The organism is Mobiluncus curtisii ATCC 43063 (assembly GCF_000196535.1).
GTDB classification, from domain to species: Bacteria; Actinomycetota; Actinomycetes; order Actinomycetales; family Actinomycetaceae; genus Mobiluncus; species Mobiluncus curtisii.
Window position 1 is genome coordinate 1099327 of sequence record NC_014246.1, and the last position, 16697, is coordinate 1116023.

Genomic DNA, 16697 nt, shown 5'->3' on the forward strand with positions numbered 1-16697 from the left:
GAGGTAGAATCATTGCATTATTTCGATTTTGACAAGGAGGCGCCGTGGGACGATATCTCGGCCGCAGGCTCCTGCAGATTATTCCAGTGATGTTGGGTGCGACGTTGCTCATCTACGCGCTGGTGTTCCTGATGCCAGGCGATCCGATTCAAGCCCTGGGCGGTGATCGTGGTTTGAGCGAGGCTGCCGCCGCCGCCATGCGCCGGCGTTACCACTTGGATCAGCCATTCATCGTGCAATATCTGCTCTATCTGAAAGGCATCTTTACCCTAGACTTCGGACTGACGTTCTCAGGGCGGGAAGTTACCGAGGTGATGGCTTCGGCTTTCCCCGTGACCATTAAATTGGCTTTGATGGCTTTGGCGTTTGAAGCCATCTTTGGGATTGTGTTTGGGACGATTGCGGGTCTGAAGCGCGGGGGCGTCTTTGACGCCACGGTTTTGGTGGTTTCGCTGTTCGTAATTGCCGTGCCGACTTTCGTCATTGGTTTCGTGATGCAGTTCTTGATAGGGGTAAAGCTGAGATGGTTGCCCACTACGGTTGGCGGGGATACTTCCTTCGAAAGGCTGCTGATGCCCGCCATCGTGCTAGGGGCAGTGTCCTTTGCCTATGTGCTGCGCCTGACCCGCCAATCTGTCTCCGAAACTGTGTCGGCTGATTACGTGCGTACCGCTTATGCCAAGGGTCTGCGTCCCGGACGAGTCATCCGGGTGCATATCCTGCGTAACTCGCTGATTCCCGTCGCGACCTTCCTCGGTGCGGACTTGGGTGCGTTAATGGGCGGCGCGATTGTAACCGAGGGTATTTTTGCCATCAACGGCGTGGGCGGAAATATTTACCAAGCCATTATCAAAGGCGAACCTGCTACTGTCGTATCTTTTACCACCGTGTTGGTGATGGTCTACGTCCTGGCGAACCTGATAGTAGACCTGATGTATGCCCTTCTGGACCCGCGGATTCGCTACGAGTAAGGAGGGGGAAATGGCAAACGAAAACGAGAGCACTGTGGAAACGAAAAATTTGCCCGGACAGTCCCACTACGTTTCAGAAACCGACGAAACGGGTTTGGGGGCGGTAGACGCCGTTGCCGATGACCGCGCGCCTTCCTCCATGTGGGGAGAAGCCTGGAAATACCTGCGCAAACGACCCCTGTTTTGGGTGGCTGCTGCCATCATCTTGTTCGCTATTATGCTGGCGGCTTTTCCCAGCCTGTTTACCAGTGTGGACCCGAAGTTTTGCGAGCTAAAGAACTCTTACGGCAAGCCTAGTATGGGGCACCCGTTCGGCTTCGACCGGCAGGGTTGCGACATCATGGCGCGTACAGTCTATGGGGCGCACGCCTCCGTGATTGTGGGAATCTTAACCACCGTGGTAGTGGTGCTGATTGGCGGCACATTCGGAACCCTGGCAGGCTTCTTTGGGGGCTGGCTAGACTCGTTCCTCTCCCGCATTACGGACATTGTTTTTGCGGTGCCGTTCCTGTTGGCAGCCATCGTAGTGATGCAGATGTTCAGGGAAAACCGCACTATCTTTACAGTGGTTTTGGTGCTGGCGGTGTTTGGATGGCCGCAAATCGCGCGTATTACGCGCGGAGCAGTGATGCAAACCAAGAACGAAGAATTCGTCAATGCCGCCAAAGCCCTGGGCGAGAGCAAGATTCGTATCATTTTGCGCCACATCGTGCCCAATGCGATTGCTCCCATGATTGTTTACGCCACCGTGGCCCTAGGGACGTTCATCGTGTCAGAAGCGACGCTGTCCTTCCTGGGTGTGGGCTTGCCTTCTGACGTGGTCAGCTGGGGTGGGGATATTTCTCGCGCCCAGTCGGCATTGCGCCAGAATCCGTCCGTGCTGTTCTATCCCGCTGGCGCGCTGGCTCTGACCGTTTTGAGCTTCATCATGATGGGTGACGTGGTCCGCGATGCCCTCGATCCGAAAGCGAGGAAGTAACGTTGAGTGACACTGCAAAGAACCTCGGCGAGGCCGCTGCTGAAGCCTCGGGGATGCCGGTATTAAACCAAGAGCTGGAAGGTGCTGACAATCCGGCTACCGCTGCCGAAATGGAAGCGACCCAAGACGAACTAATCCTGGGTTCGACCTCCTATGCAGCTGCGAAATCCGGCGAGACGATGCCCTTGCTGGAAGTTATCGATTTGGAAGTGGCTTTCAAATCTTCCACGGGAATGGTTTCCGCCGTGCGTAAAGCCAACTTCTGTGTCTATCCCGGTCAGACCATCGCTATTGTGGGTGAGTCCGGTTCCGGTAAGTCCACGGCTGCCTCTGCCATCATCGGGTTGCTGCCCGGTACGGGCAAAGTCGTGGGTGGCAAGATCCTGTTCCAGGGACACGACATCACAAGTTTGGGTCGGCGCCAATACGTGGAATTGCGCGGTTCGCACGTCGGCATGGTGCCCCAAGATCCCATGTCGAACCTGAATCCGGTGTGGAAAATCGGTTACCAGGTGCGTGAAGCCCTGCGAGCTAACGGCAAAGCCAAAGGTCGTGAGAATGACCGAGTGGTGGAACTGCTGGAAGAAGCGGGACTGCCGGACGCGAAACGGCGCGCGAAACAGTATCCACACGAATTTTCCGGCGGGATGCGCCAACGCGCCCTCATCGCCATTGGTTTGGCTGCCGACCCGCGGCTGCTGATCGCTGACGAACCGACTTCCGCTCTGGACGTTACGGTGCAACGGCGGATTCTCGACCACCTGCAGAAGCAGACGCACGAGCGCGGCACCTCGGTACTGTTCATCACACACGACTTGGGTCTGGCAGCAGAACGGGCTTCGCACCTGGTCGTCATGCACCGTGGGCGCGTGGTGGAATCCGGTCCGGCTCTGGACATCTTGAAACAGCCCCAACATCCCTATACGAAGCGCCTGGTCAGCGCCGCGCCATCCCTGGCTTCACACCGTATCCAAGCTGCGAAAGACCGTGGCGAGGTTTCTGAAGATTTGCTGACCCATGGAGCCAGCCTGGATGAATACAAGGACGAAATCATCCGCGTCGAAAACCTGACCAAGACTTTTGAGGTACGCGGCTCGAAAGGCGCTGCCAAAAAGCTCAAGGCAGTGGATGATGTGTCCTTTGCACTGCGTAAAGGTACGACTTTGGCACTCGTGGGCGAATCCGGCTCCGGTAAATCCACGGTGGCAAACATCATCTTGAACCTCATCGACCCCACTTCAGGGAAGGTCTATTACGAAGGTACCGACCTGTCGACCCTGAACAAACACGAGCTGTTCGATATGCGCGCGAAAATGCAGGTCGTCTTCCAAAACCCTTACGGCTCACTCGATCCTATGTTTAGCGTCTACCGCTGTATTGAGGAACCGCTGTTGGTGCATCGCAAGGGTGACCGGAAGGCTCGGGAAGAACGCGTGGCACAGCTGCTGGATGCAGTCGCCCTGCCGCGTTCGGCGATGCGTCGCTATCCTGGAGAGCTTTCTGGCGGGCAGCGCCAGCGTGTCGCTATCGCGCGAGCTTTGGCGTTGCGTCCTGAGATTATCGTCTTGGACGAGGCCGTTTCCGCCCTGGATGTGCTGGTGCAGGAGCAGATTTTGCAGCTTTTAGCTGAGATTCAACACCGCGAACACATCAGCTACCTGTTCATCACGCATGACTTGGCAGTGGTGCGTCAGATGGCTGACGACGTGGTGGTGATGCAGCAGGGTCGGGTCATGGAAACCGGCATGGCAGACGAAATCTTTGATCACCCCTCCCAGGATTACACCAGGGACTTGATTGACGCGATTCCCGGCGCCAGCATTCCGTTGTTCAACGGCGACTAAGCGGCGTTACAATAGGACGTTGTTTTTGGAAAACCGTTAACTATCAGAAAAGGGTTTATGGCACAGCGTCAAGATATTCGAAATGTCGCCATCGTCGCGCACGTCGACCACGGGAAGACCACCCTGGTCGACGCCATGTTGAAACAAGCTCATGCCGAGGGGCTCCGGGCTGACGGTCCGGAACGAGTCATGGATTCGGGCGATTTGGAGCGTGAAAAAGGCATCACCATCCTGGCTAAAAACACCGCAGTCAAGTATTGCGGTCCGGCTGCGGTGGATAGCGGATGTCCTCAGGGTGTCACCATTAACGTGATTGATACCCCTGGACACGCTGATTTCGGCGGGGAAGTCGAACGCGGTCTGTCGATGGTGGACGGGGTGGTGCTGCTGGTGGACGCCTCAGAAGGTCCCCTGCCCCAGACACGTTTCGTGTTGCGTAAAGCCTTGGCGGCGCGTTTGCCGGTCGTCTTGGTCATTAATAAGGTCGACCGCCCCGACGCGCGTATTGATGAAGTCGTTTCCGAGGCTACCGACCTGCTGCTGACCTTGGCCACTGACTTGGAAGCCAGTGGGGAACTTGGCGAAGACGACCTGGACCTGGATCAGCTGCTGGACCTGCCGATTATCTACGCTTCGGCAAAGGTCGGGGCGGCGTCCCTGACTAACCCCGGCAACGGTAATGTTCCCGACGGCGACCTGGAGTGCCTGTTTGAGGCTATTTTGCAGCACATTCCGGGACCTACTTATGATCCGGACGCTCCGCTGCAGGCGCACGTCACCAATCTCGATGCGTCGCAATTCCTGGGACGCCTGGCGCTGCTGCGGATTCACAATGGCACCATCCGGCAAGGTCAGACGGTGGGATGGGCGCGCCAGGACGGCATGGTCGAGACGGTCAAGATTACCCAGCTGCTGGCCACGCACGGCTTGGAACGGGTTCCTGCCGAGTCCGCTAAATACGGCGATATTGTCGCCGTGGCAGGCATTGAAGACATCACCATCGGGGAGTCTCTGGTCGATGTGGACGACCCGCGTCCCCTGCCCTTGATTCGGGTGGACGAGCCGGCAATTTCGATGATGATTGGCATCAACACCTCGCCGTTTGCCGGGCGGGTAAAGGACGCAAAAGTCACCGCCCGCCAGGTCAAGGACCGTTTGGAGCGGGAACTGGTGGGTAACGTGTCCCTGCGGATCGTGGATATTGGACGCCCGGACGCCTGGGAAGTGCAGGGGCGTGGCGAACTGGCTTTGGCAATCTTGGTGGAACAGATGCGTCGCGAAGGCTACGAACTGACCGCCGGAAAACCCCAGGTCGTTACGAAAACGGAAAACGGCAAAGTGATGGAACCGATGGAAGCTCTGACCGTCGATGTCCCGGAGGAACACTTGGGCACCGTGACGCAGCTGCTGGCGGCGCGTAAAGGTCAGATGAACACGATGACCAACCACGGAACCGGCTGGGTGCGTCTGGAATTTACAGTTCCGAGCCGAGGCTTGATTGGTTTCCGGACACGGTTTTTGACCGAGACACGCGGCACCGGGATTGCCTCCTCGGTCAGTTCCGGGTGGGCGCCGTGGCAGGGCGACATTGCAGGGCGCGCGACTGGCTCACTCGTTGCCGACCGCGCCGGGAAAGCTAGCCCCTACGCCATGATTAAACTGCAGGAGCGCGGTAACTTCATCATTCAGCCCGGCTCACAGGTATATGAGGGTCAGGTCGTCGGAGAGAACCCGCGCGGCGAAGACATGATTGTCAACGTCACCAAGGAAAAGCAGCAGACCAACATGCGTTCCTCGACCCAGGACGCTTTTGAAGGTCTGACCCCGCCGATTAACTTCACTTTAGAGGAAAGCCTGGAATTCGCTGGAAATGATGAATGCGTCGAGGTAACACCCGAAGCCGTGCGGATTCGTAAGGTAATCTTAGGTACGGAAACGCGCTACAAAGATGCAGCGCGACGCCGTCGCGAACAGTGATTCGGCGGAGCACTCTTACGGAGGGCAGATACCGCGGAGGGATTCGATGGGTAGTCAAGACGTGAATAAAGGGGCGAAACCGGGTGGTTCCCCGTCGGAGCCACGCCCCCCCAAGCTCCGACCCAGTCCTCGACCCGTCAGACCGGCTGGAAAAGTGCCGGGCGGGGCGCGGGATGCCAACGCCACCGAAATGTTTCCCGGTTTCGCGCAGGACAAGAAGCGTAATGGCAAGGTTCCAGTGGTTATCGGTGCCGCCATTGGGATTTTGGCACTGGCTTATGCTGGGACGGCTGTCGCCGTCTCGGGCAGTATGCCGCGAGGATCGTCTTTTGCGGGAGTCACTGTCGGGGGAATGTCCCCTACGGACGCAATCAAAAAGCTTGATTCTCAATTGGGTCCCCGGCTGAAACAACCCTTCCCGGTGAAACTGGGAGCCAAAACCGCAAACATTGACCCAGCCGCAGCCGGATTGCAGCCCGATTTCACTTCTTCCGTGCATGAGGTCGCCGATTTTTCCTTGAACCCCGTCAAAATTCTGGCTCATTTCGGGGGAACTGGTCCACTGGATCTGAGATCGAAAATTGATGAAAAAGCCCTGGACAAAGCGGTGTCGGCAGCCGCGGCGGATCTAAAATCCGTTCCGCAAGAGGCAGATTTCATTTGCCAAGATAGCCAGCTCCAGCCGGTTAAGCCCGCTCCGGGACGCGAGCTGGACCTGAAAGCTGCCACCGCCCTGTTGCACCGGGAGTGGTGGAAACCGGGCGACCCCCTGAACCTTCCCGGCAAGTCTAGTGCGCCAAAGTCGACCCAAGCGCAACTGGACACTGCCGCCCAAGGCGAGGCAAAAACCCTTCTGAGTGCCCCGGTGAAACTCAACGTGGGCGGGCAAAGCCTGGACATTCCCACTGCGGAACTGTGCCAAGACGCAACGTGGTCCCTGCAGGGCGAAAAGCTAAAAGCCAGTTTAGATGGCGAGAAACTAAAGAAATACACGTTGGCAAACACCAAAGGTTTAGAAACCGAACCGGTTAATGCCCGATTCAGCTTTGATTCGGGATCCCCGCAGGTGGTGGCATCTGTGGATGGGGCCAAACTTGATTCCAAAGAGCTGTCCGACCGGGTGACGATGGGCGCGATTTCGCAGGAAAACCGTGAGGTGAGCGTGGATTTGACCCCGATTGCCCCCCAATTCACCACCGATGACGCCAATAAAGCTGGGGTTAAGGAAGTCATTGGTGAGTTTGCCACCCCGCTGACGTCAGACAGCGTGCGGACTGGCAATCTGACCAGGGCGGCGCAAATCTTGACGGGCAAGGTCTATCTGCCGAAACAGGATTTCTCTCTGGAACGTGACTTGGGTCCGTTGACGCCCGAGAATGGTTGGCGAGCTTCGGGGGTCTTTCAAAACGGCGTACACACCAAGGCTATCGGCGGTGGGTTGTCTCAGATGTGTGTCACGACTCTGAACGCGGCTTGGTTTGCGGGAATGGACTTGGTGGAGTTCAACCCGCACGGGGTGTACTTTACCCGGTATCCCGCCGGACGCGAGTGTACGCTCTGGACCGGGTCTTTGGATCTGAAATGGAAAAACCCGAATCCGACTCCCGTGGTGCTGCAGGGGTGGACTGGCGGAGGTCAGTTACATATGCGTATCTGGGGCACCAAGTACTACACCGTGGAATCTTCACAAAGCCCCCGGACTAACTATGTACAGCCCAAGACTACGGTCAACAATTGGTCCGAGTGCGTGCCTTCCGGTGCGGGTCAGCCCGGGTTTACTATCAGCAACACGCGCACCCGCTACCTGGACGGCAAGAAGGTCGATTCCAAGACCTACACGCACACCTATGCGCCGGATAATGCAGTGGTTTGTGCCAAGGACCTGGCTGCCCAAAAGGCTCGTGAGGAGCAAGCTGCGGCAGCAGGAGCGGACTCCCCGGAGGGGCAATAGACCGGACCGGGGTAGGATATACGTATGACTTACGTAATTGCTCAACCCTGCGTGGACGTGAAAGATAAGGCTTGCGTCGATGAGTGCCCGGTCGACTGCATTTATGAGGGGGAACGCACCCTGTACATCAATCCCTTGGAGTGCGTGGATTGCGGGGCTTGTGAGCCGGTATGTCCGCCGCAGGCGATTTATTACGAGGATGATTTGCCCGAGCCGTGGACGGATTTCTTGCGGGCTGGTCGGGACTTTTTCGCTGATTTTGATAACCCGACCCCCGGTGGGGCTTCGGTAGTGGGCAAGGTCGACAAGGACGACCCGATGATTGCCGCGCTGCCACCCCAGGGATAACCTGTGCGATGAACGCAGCTTTACCAAGCTGACGTCCCCCTCGAAGAACGGTACGGTACCGACAGCATCGGTCTTGTGAAATTCATATAATGTTGCCCGGAATATTGGACGAAACACGGGTGACGGGAGTACTATATTTGTAAGGACTTAAGTCCCAAAGTGCCCTAGCCTGGCGATGTTGCCGACCAGCGTAGATATGAAAATCAAAAAATTTTGAGGAGGAATCTCATGGGTGAGAATAACGGAGAATACTTTATTCAATCAGACCAGACGCGGTTGGATACCCCCCTTCACCAGGCCACGCAGGGCAACAACGGTATCGAAATTAACAAACTGTTGAGCACCACCGGCAACGTGACGCTGGACTATGGCTTTGGCAACACTGCCAACTGTGAATCCAAGATAACTTACATTGACGGCGCTAACGGGGTGTTGCGTTATCGGGGCTATCCGATTGAGGAACTGGCTCGCGAATCCAGCTTCGTAGAGGTCGCCTATCTCTTGATTTACGGAGACCTGCCCGACGCGAAGTCCCTGGAAACATTCACCCACAAAATCAAGTGCAACCGCCTGTTGCCTGAAGACTTCAAGGCATTCTTTACAGCTTTCCCCTCGAACGGTCACCCCATGTCTATCCTCCAGGCGGGGGTTGCCGGTCTGGCGACCTACTACGAGGACACTTTGAACCCCCTCGATCCCGAACAGCTTGAAGAAGCCACGATTCAGCTGCTGGCCAAGCTCTCCGTCATGGTCGCGACTATTGCGAAACGTGCCGCCGGTCTGCCTCAACTGTATCCCGACGCCTCTCGGGAACTGACCGAGGATTTTATCCGGATGTGTTTCGGGCTGCCCTATCAGTCTTTTGACATTGATCCGGCGATGGTTCGCGCTTTGGATCGTTTGTTTATCCTGCATGCTGACCATGAACAGAACTGCTCGACTTCAACCGTGCGTTTTGTCGGTTCCTCGCACGCAAACCTTTATACTTCGGTAGCTTCCGGGGTGGGGGCGCTGGCTGGTCCACTGCACGGCGGGGCTAACGAAGCCGTGCTGCGCATGTTGATGCAGCTGCGTGACACGGATATATCGATTAAGAACTTCGTCGAAAGGGTGAAGAACAAGCAAGACGGCATCAAACTGATGGGCTTTGGACACCGCGTGTACAAGGCTTATGACCCGCGTGCCGCTCTGGTGAAAGAATCCGCCCACGAAGTCTTGAGCCGGATGGGCAAATCCGACAAACTGCTGGATTTGGCGTTGGAGCTGGAGGGCATCGCGCTGAGTGATGACTATTTTGTTTCCCGTAACCTGTATCCGAACGTAGACTTTTACACGGGCTTGATTTACCGCGCGATGGGCTTCCCGATGAAGATGTTTACCCCGTTATTTGCGGTGGGTCGTCTGCCCGGCTGGATTGCCCAGTACCGCGAGATGGTTGCCGATCCGGCGACGAAAATTGCTCGCCCGCGTCAGGTGTACATCGGTCACTCCGAACGCCACTACCAGAACCTGCGTGCCCGTTCCGTCAGGTAAGCGATTTTGTGCCTTCCCGCCCGCGGTCTGTTGACCGGCGACACGGAACGTGTTTTGCTGGAGTAGCGGGTCGCGTCAAGCCGTTGTCAACTAGAGAGAAGGAAAACATGGTTAAGAAAGTTTGGGGTGTCGGTCTCACGGCTGAAACCGAGAGCGGCAAATCGCTGGACACCTGGTTCCCTTACATTTACGAGGGTGACGTAGATGAAGCGAAAGCGAAGGCTTTGGCTGCGACGCTGACGCACCTGGAGGGCAAAGACGATGCCCGCATGATTATTAACAAGGTCATCACCGTGACTGCCGATTTGGAGGACGATGTCCAAAGCGCTCCCGACGGGTATTTGCGTTTGCACTCCCTGTCACGCCGGATGGTGAAACCCAACACTTTGAGCTTGGAAGGATTGTTCGACAAGCTGAATATGGTGGCGTGGACCAGCCGCGGTGCCTGTGACTACGAAAACTTTGAGGAAACTCGTCTGCGTCTGATGACCAAGTACGGTATCGGCGCCAACATCCGCTGTGTGGACCGGATTCCCCGCATGACCACCTATGTGACCCCGAGCGGGGTGCGCATTGCCCATACTGAGAACGTTCGTTTGGGTGCTTACCTGCATCCGGGCACCCAGATTGGCTACACCGGGTTTGTGAACTACAACGCGGGAACCTTGGGGGCTGCCCGGATTGAGGGGCGTTTATCACAAGGCGTGACCGTGGATGAAGGCACGACTCTGGCTGGCGGTGCCTCCACGGCGGGTACGTTGGCGGTGGGGATGCACAAGCGCGTGTCTTTGGGCAAGAACTGCCACATGGGGGCGAACTCCGGTCTGGCGGTTCCCCTAGGTGACGACTGCGTCATTGAAGGTGGTCTGTATTTGAACAGTGACACCAAGGTTTACTACATGCCTTCCGGTGGTGTCATGCCTGGTGAAACTGGGTTCTTTATGGAGCCAAAGACGATGTTGGCAGAGGAACTGTCCGGGGTGTCACACGCCCTGTTTCGCCGTAACTCGCAGACGGGTCGTGTCGAGGCCGTGTCTCGTGGCGGTGCTGCCATCGAATTTTCAGATTGAGAATCCGCCAGTTTGGCGGCGTTCCGGTTTTAACTCAGATTTCGCAGTCTGGAGGCGAGGCGGGGGCGCGGCGCAGAGCCAGGCTCATTGCTTCGCGCAGGTTTGCAGCAGCTTGAATCTTGAATCCCCGTGGGGTCTTTAAATCCCTCGTGGCGGCGGCAGGCACAATAGCGCCGGTGAATCCCAGTCGCGCGGCTTCTGCCACCCGGCGAGACACTGCGGTGCAGGAACGAATCTCCCCAGTCAGAGAGACTTCCCCAAAAGCCACCAGACCGGGGTCGATGACCTGGCCCGTCACTGCTGACGCCGCCGCGAGCGCAACCGCCAAGTCCACTGCCGGCTCGACGGCTCGGGCTCCGCCCACTGTCGAGACGTAGGCATCTAGGGTGCCAAAAGGTAATTTCAGTCGAGCTTGCAGGACTGCCAGCATCATGGCGGTGCGGGAATAATCCAAACCAGAAACTGTGCGTCGCGGCGAACCGCCCGCTATCGGGGTGGTTAGGGCTTCTATCTCGATGGGCAGAGCGCGCCGACCTTCCAACGACATGGTGACGCAAGCCCCGGGCACCGGTTCGGCGGTTTTGCTGAGGAACAGACCGCTGGGGTCCTCGATGCCTTCGATGCCGGATTCCACCATTTGAAAGAATCCGACCGCGTCCGTGGGCCCGTAGCGGTTCTTTACCGCGCGCAACAGCCGCAGCTCCCCGGTTCGTTCGCCTTCAAACTGGCACACTACATCCACCAGATGTTCCAGCGTGCGCGGACCTGCCACCGCACCGTCCTTGGTAACATGCCCCACCAAAATTAGTGCCATGTGACGGCTTTTGGCAGCGTCAATGAGTCGGGCAGTAACTTCGCGGACTTGCGCGGGGCCGCCGATAGAAGTGTCCATAGTCGGATCGGTCAGGGTCTGGATGGAGTCGACGATAGTTACGTCCGGGCTGGTAGTCTCGATTTGAGCCAGTGCCTGCGAGACTTGGGTTTCAGCTGCTAGATAAAGATTTTCTGCCACTCCGCCAATGCGCTTAGCGCGAGACAGTACTGCCTCGGCGGTTTCCTCACCGGTCAGGTACAGGACAGTTTTGCCCTCCGTATCCACAGTCGCGGGCGTTTCTGAATCTGCAGAGACTAAGCGCAACCCGGGGCTATTCTCGCTAACCCTAGGAGAGCGCGGAGCGGTGCCTTGGGCAATTCGGGCAGCGACTTCTAACAGTAGCGTGGACTTCCCGATTCCCGGTTCTCCTGCCAGCAAGATGACCGCGCCGGGGACGATACCGCCGCTGAGAACCCGGTCGAATTCGCCCACTCCGGTAGGTAGACGCACCGCCCGCTCGGTGGAATAGTGGCCGATAGGTTTAGCCGGGGACGCGGGGCGTCCGTAACTACCGGTGCTGCGGGTAGTGCCCGACCCGGTCGTCCGAGCGGAACTTTTCGCCAGGACCACGTTCTCTTCCAAGGTGCCCCACTGACCGCAGCTGCGACATTGACCAGTCCATTTGGGCCATTCCTCCCCACAGCTGGAGCACACGTAAACCGTTTTTTCCTTTGCCATAACTCCATCGTCTCACAAGCCCCGAGCACGAAAAATCATGAGTTTGAGGTCTGCCGGTGCGCACTGAATCCCTAAACCGGGGTGGTCTCGCACGAATGACCGATTTCACCGTGTGTGGTGCCGGCTCCGAGAAATTAGAATCGCGCCTACCAGCAGTGTTAGAAAAATTAGGGTCTGCAAGAACCCAGATTGCGGGTTGAAATCGGTCGTTCATGCCACTACTCCGAGGAAAGGCAATGGTCGCAACTCCACCGGTTAACTTCACGTTGAAACCGCGCTAGACTTTTAGGGCGAAATGTTGCTGGAATCTGACAAACACTCTCAGGTACTCGTGAAGCGCTAAACTTCGCGAAAACCCGGTGCTGCAAAGACTGATAAGCAAGGAAAGGAACCCTGATGGCCACTGCTCAAGCCTGGATTGAAGGAGCGCGGCTGCGTACCCTCCCGGCTTCGGCGGCACCCGTCCTGCTCGGCACCGGCATTGCCGCCGGATTGGGCAAGATGGATCCAGGGCTGGCTCTGTGGTGCCTGGCAGTGGCGCTGCTGCTGCAAATCGGGGTGAATTTTTCCAACGACTATTCCGACGGAATCCGTGGCACGGATGAATACCGCGTCGGTCCGCCGCGCCTGGTCGGAAGTGGGGAAAATCCGCGCAAAGTCTTGGCAGTGGCGCTGAGCTGCTTCGCGTTGGCGAGCATCGTGGGGCTGGGTGTTGCCGTCATCTCCCAGTCGTGGTGGCTCCTCGGTGCCGGTGTGGCAGCGGTCGCGGCTGCCTGGTGCTATACCGGTGGCAAACACCCCTATGGTTATGCCGGGATAGGCCTGTCTGAGCTGCTGGTTTTTGTCTTTTTCGGACTGCTGGCGGTGCAGGGAACGCTGTGGGTGCAGGCACAAGTCCTGCCGTGGCAGTCTTGGGCGCTGGCCAGCGGACTGGGGTTGCTGTCCTGTGCGCTGCTGATGGTCAATAATCTGCGCGATATTCCTACGGACCGGAAATCCGGCAAAGTTACCCTGGCAGTGCGTTTGGGCGATGCCTGGTCGCGGCGCATTTACCGGCTTTTTATCTATATTGCGTTGCTGTTGTCGCTGACGGTGCTGTTCGTGCCGTGGCCGGAAATCTTTCCAGGCGGATTCATTCAATGGACCAGTGGTTTCGTAGTGCAGCTGGTCCTCTGGCTGGGGGCATTGCTGACTATGCGTCCGGTGCGTACGCACCAGACTGGAAAAGCCCTGATTGTGGCTTTGCGCAACACGGGTTTCTTAACTTTGGCGTATGGTGCTTTGCTCGGACTGCTGTTTGCCTTGCTCTAGCCGGGGTAATCGGTTTTTCAGAATGGCGCCCAGTGCGGATGGGCGGCAACTCGTTACGGGCGGTAGTAGCCAGTTCACCTAGCACACCACCTAGTGCTATGTTGATGGGGTCGAGAGCTCACCGGGGAGTCGCCCGGAGAACCTTCTGAACAAACCGAAGAAAAGGAGAGCGAATGAAGCTGGTAGTGGTCGGCGGAGTCGCGGGCGGTCTGTCCTTTGCGGCGCGAATGCGCCGGTTGGACGAGTCTGCTGAAATCGTGGTGTTTGAAAAGGGACCGTACCCTTCGTTTTCCAACTGTGGATTACCGTTCTATGTCGGTCAAGAGATTCCTGCACGGGAAAGCCTGCTGCTGAATACGCCCCAGAGCCTGCAGGCGAAACTGAACCTGGACGTGCGCGTGAATCACGAGGTCATCGGTCTGGACGCGGAGGCGAAAACCGTGCGGGTGTGTGGCGCGGACGGGCGAGAATTCACCGAAGGCTACGACAAACTGATTCTTTCCCCTGGCGCCAAAGCCGCCCGCCCGCCGATTGCCGGGTTGGATTCCCTCCGGGTGCGCACGCTGCGCACGGTCAATGATGCCCAACGGATTGTGGACCTGGCGGAATCTGCCCGGTCAGCGCTGGTCATCGGCGGGGGATTCATCGGCATCGAAGCGGCGGAAGCCCTGGCTCGCCGCGGCATCAACACGACTATCGTGGAAGGCGGCGCCCATGTCATGCCCCCGCTGGACCTAGAAATGGCGCACCTGGTGACCGGAGCCCTGCAGTCGCTAAACATCACAGTCATCGCAAACACTCGCGTCACCCAGATTCGCGATTTCCCAGCTCACGTCCTGGCGGAACTGTCAGACGGGCAGTGCTTGGAAACGGAGTTGATTGTGTTGGCAGCGGGTGCTATTCCCGCCACCGAGCCATTCGTAGCGGCGGGAGTGCGGGCTGACGAACGAGGCTATCTAGAAATTGATCAGCATGGACGCACCAGCTTGCCTGACGTGTTCGCTTGTGGTGACGCCGTTACGCAGCAGACCGGGGTGACGGGAATGGCACGACCGGTTGCGCTGGCTGGTCCGACTAACCGCGCTGCCCGGCTTATCGCAGACTTCATCGCTGACCCGAAATCCGCTCGTCCGTTGCCTAAACCTATCTCTACCTCGATTTTTCGGGTGGGACCGATGACTGTGGCCCAGACCGGGGCAAACCGGGCTGAGCTCGATGCACAAGGCATCGCCTACCGCACTATCCACACTCACCCCACCGACCACGGGACTTTCCTGCCCGGTGCTCAACCGATGCAACTGATGCTGCATTTCGCGGCCGCGGACGGCAAACTCCTGGGTGCGCAAGGCATCGGGGGCAACGGAGTGGACAAGCGGATTGACGTTATCGCTACAGCTATCAAAGCGGGGCTGACTGCCCCTGATTTGATTGACTTGGATTTGGCGTATGCGCCCCCATATTCCGCAGCAAAGGATCCCGTAAATTTCCTGGGGTATGTGGCAGAAAATGTGCTGCGTGGTCGGCTGAAGCTGTGGTATGCCGAGGAGGTGGCTCACCTCGACCCCGGCACGCCTGTCCTCGATGTGCGTCCAATCCCGGAGTTTAATGCCGGGCATCTAAAGGGCGCCAGGTGTATACCCTTGACGGAACTGCGTTCGCGGCTCGATGAGGTGCGGACTTGGGTCGACGGGAAAACCGTGTACTTGAGCGATGATACCGGGGCTAACGCCTGGACGGCACAGAGAATTCTGGAATCCGCGGGAATTAATGCTAAAGTATTGTCTGGCGGGGTCAATACGGTTTTCGCTTACTATTTTGATAACCCCGGCGCGGTGCTGGAAATGTAACATGGCTTCCAACAGACCAGTCCGGAATCGAGGAAAGGGAATGAGATGTGCTCTCCAGTAAAGTGTGCGAACTGCGGAAAGACTACATGGACCGGGTGCGGTCAACACATTGCAGCGGTGCAAGCCAGCGTCCCGCCGGACCAGTGGTGTACCTGCCCAGAAGACAAACGCAAACCGCAATCCCTATTTGCGAGTTTCTTTTCTCACTGAGCATTTTTGCCGAAAGGCGGCAAAACAGGGGCGAAGCGCTCAGGGCGCGGAGCCGTTAAGAAAAGGTGATAGTTTTCCCCTTCCCACCCTTGCTAAAATCAGCGTATGACCTCGAGCGATGACTTTCTAGAACTTTGTGCCGGTCAATATCGCGCCCAGATTTCCCGCTTCGGTGGGGGTTTATGGTCTCTGAGTTTTGCGGGGGAACCGCTGGTGGTGACCCCTCCGGTGCCGCCAGAGGGCTTGTCACGAGTCTCCCCGATTCCTTTCGCGGCGGGGTGTCTGTTGGCGCCGTGGCCCAACCGGGTGGACGGCGGACAATTCACGTTTCAAGACGAAACGTATCAGCTCGAAATTAACGAGCCTGAACGCCACAATGCCATTCACGGCTTCGTCAGGGAACTCCCTTGGGAACTCAATCCCGAAACGTCCGACAACCCCGCAGCGGTACGCCTCACTCTGGAAATGGAACCGCAGCCGGGCTGGCCGTGGCGACTCAAATACGTGATGAACTGGAGCGTTGATGCGGCGCGGGGGCTGCGCGGGGAGCTGCGGGTGTCCAACCTCAGCACGACACCTTGCCCGTTTGGCTTCGGCTGGCATCCCTATTTGAGCGCGGGGGCTGCGAGCCCGGATGAATGCACCCTGAGTATCTCGGTAGGCAACAACCTGGTGCTCGATTCAACACGCAACCTGCCGACTGGTCTGGAGCAACCCGCGGACACTGTTTTGGGCCCAGTGCGACCGGTAGCGCTGCACGGACTGTGGCTTGACCACGCGTTTCGGGCACAACCCGACGCCGGCGGGCGAGTGCGGGCGACCTTGTGCCGGGCGGACGGTTCAGGGGCGGAACTCAGTGCCGGACCGTGGTGTCGGTGGCTCCAAATCTATACCGCCGACCCTGCCCGTCAGCAGGCATTTCCCGGCGTTCCTGACGGGCGTGCGCTGGCGGTCGAACCGATGACCTGCCCGCCGAACGCCTTGTGCCGTCACCAGGACGTGCTGGTGCTAGAACCGGGGAAACCGGAAACCCTGGCTTTCGGAATTCGCGCCATCACGGGCTAGCTGGCGGTTGACCAGCGATTCCGCATCGGCATTGCAACG

At 57.9% G+C, this 16697-nt stretch carries 12 protein-coding genes; 11 read left to right on the plus strand and 1 reads right to left on the minus strand.

Annotated features, from left to right (window positions below):
• The first annotated feature begins 44 nt into the window (after positions 1-44).
• The 8 genes from HMPREF0573_RS04685 to HMPREF0573_RS04720 all read left to right on the plus strand — a co-directional run bounded on the left by HMPREF0573_RS04685 (position 45) and on the right by HMPREF0573_RS04720 (position 10673).
• Positions 45-971 (plus strand): ABC transporter permease, encoded by a 927-nt coding sequence (locus HMPREF0573_RS04685; protein ID WP_004008896.1) that lies wholly within the window; start codon positions 45-47, stop codon positions 969-971.
• Between the two features lie 10 nt (positions 972-981).
• Positions 982-1950, plus strand: coding sequence for an ABC transporter permease (locus HMPREF0573_RS04690; protein WP_041797971.1), 969 nt, complete (start codon positions 982-984; stop codon positions 1948-1950).
• 2 nt (positions 1951-1952) lie between these two features.
• Positions 1953-3794 carry a dipeptide ABC transporter ATP-binding protein gene (locus HMPREF0573_RS04695; protein ID WP_013189046.1) on the plus strand — a complete coding sequence of 614 codons (1842 nt, stop codon included), beginning with the start codon at positions 1953-1955 and terminating at the stop codon, positions 3792-3794.
• Between the two features lie 57 nt (positions 3795-3851).
• Positions 3852-5771, plus strand: coding sequence for a translational GTPase TypA (gene typA / locus HMPREF0573_RS04700; RefSeq protein ID WP_004007487.1), 1920 nt, complete (start codon positions 3852-3854; stop codon positions 5769-5771).
• Positions 5772-5817: 46 nt separating this feature from the next.
• Positions 5818-7722 (plus strand): VanW family protein, encoded by a 1905-nt coding sequence (locus HMPREF0573_RS04705; RefSeq protein ID WP_236589700.1) that lies wholly within the window; start codon positions 5818-5820, stop codon positions 7720-7722.
• A gap of 24 nt (positions 7723-7746) precedes the next feature.
• Positions 7747-8070: a ferredoxin gene (gene fdxA, locus HMPREF0573_RS04710; RefSeq protein WP_004007485.1), complete on the plus strand. Its 324-nt coding sequence runs from the start codon at positions 7747-7749 to the stop codon at positions 8068-8070.
• Positions 8071-8298: 228 nt separating this feature from the next.
• Positions 8299-9603, plus strand: a complete 1305-nt coding sequence (locus HMPREF0573_RS04715) for a citrate synthase (protein ID WP_004007484.1) — start codon at positions 8299-8301, stop codon at positions 9601-9603.
• A 107-nt stretch (positions 9604-9710) separates the two neighbouring features.
• Positions 9711-10673 (plus strand): DapH/DapD/GlmU-related protein, encoded by a 963-nt coding sequence (locus HMPREF0573_RS04720; protein ID WP_004007483.1) that lies wholly within the window; start codon positions 9711-9713, stop codon positions 10671-10673.
• A gap of 34 nt (positions 10674-10707) precedes the next feature.
• Here HMPREF0573_RS04720 and HMPREF0573_RS04725 read toward each other — a convergent pair whose 3' ends face one another.
• Entirely contained in the window at positions 10708-12225 is a 1518-nt protein-coding gene (locus HMPREF0573_RS04725; RefSeq protein WP_013189048.1) for a DNA repair protein RadA, read from the minus strand.
• Between the two features lie 396 nt (positions 12226-12621).
• Here HMPREF0573_RS04725 and HMPREF0573_RS04730 point away from each other — a divergent pair, with 396 nt between their 5' ends.
• The 3 genes from HMPREF0573_RS04730 (at position 12622) to HMPREF0573_RS04740 (ending at position 16658) form a co-directional block, all read left to right on the plus strand.
• Positions 12622-13536 (plus strand): 1,4-dihydroxy-2-naphthoate polyprenyltransferase, encoded by a 915-nt coding sequence (locus HMPREF0573_RS04730; RefSeq protein ID WP_013189049.1) that lies wholly within the window; start codon positions 12622-12624, stop codon positions 13534-13536.
• Between the two features lie 173 nt (positions 13537-13709).
• Positions 13710-15383, plus strand: a complete 1674-nt coding sequence (locus tag HMPREF0573_RS04735; RefSeq protein WP_013189050.1) for an FAD-dependent oxidoreductase — start codon at positions 13710-13712, stop codon at positions 15381-15383.
• A 315-nt stretch (positions 15384-15698) separates the two neighbouring features.
• A complete protein-coding gene (locus HMPREF0573_RS04740) occupies positions 15699-16658 on the plus strand; it encodes an aldose 1-epimerase family protein (protein ID WP_013189051.1) in 960 nt (319 codons plus the stop codon).
• The last annotated feature ends 39 nt before the right edge of the window (positions 16659-16697 follow it).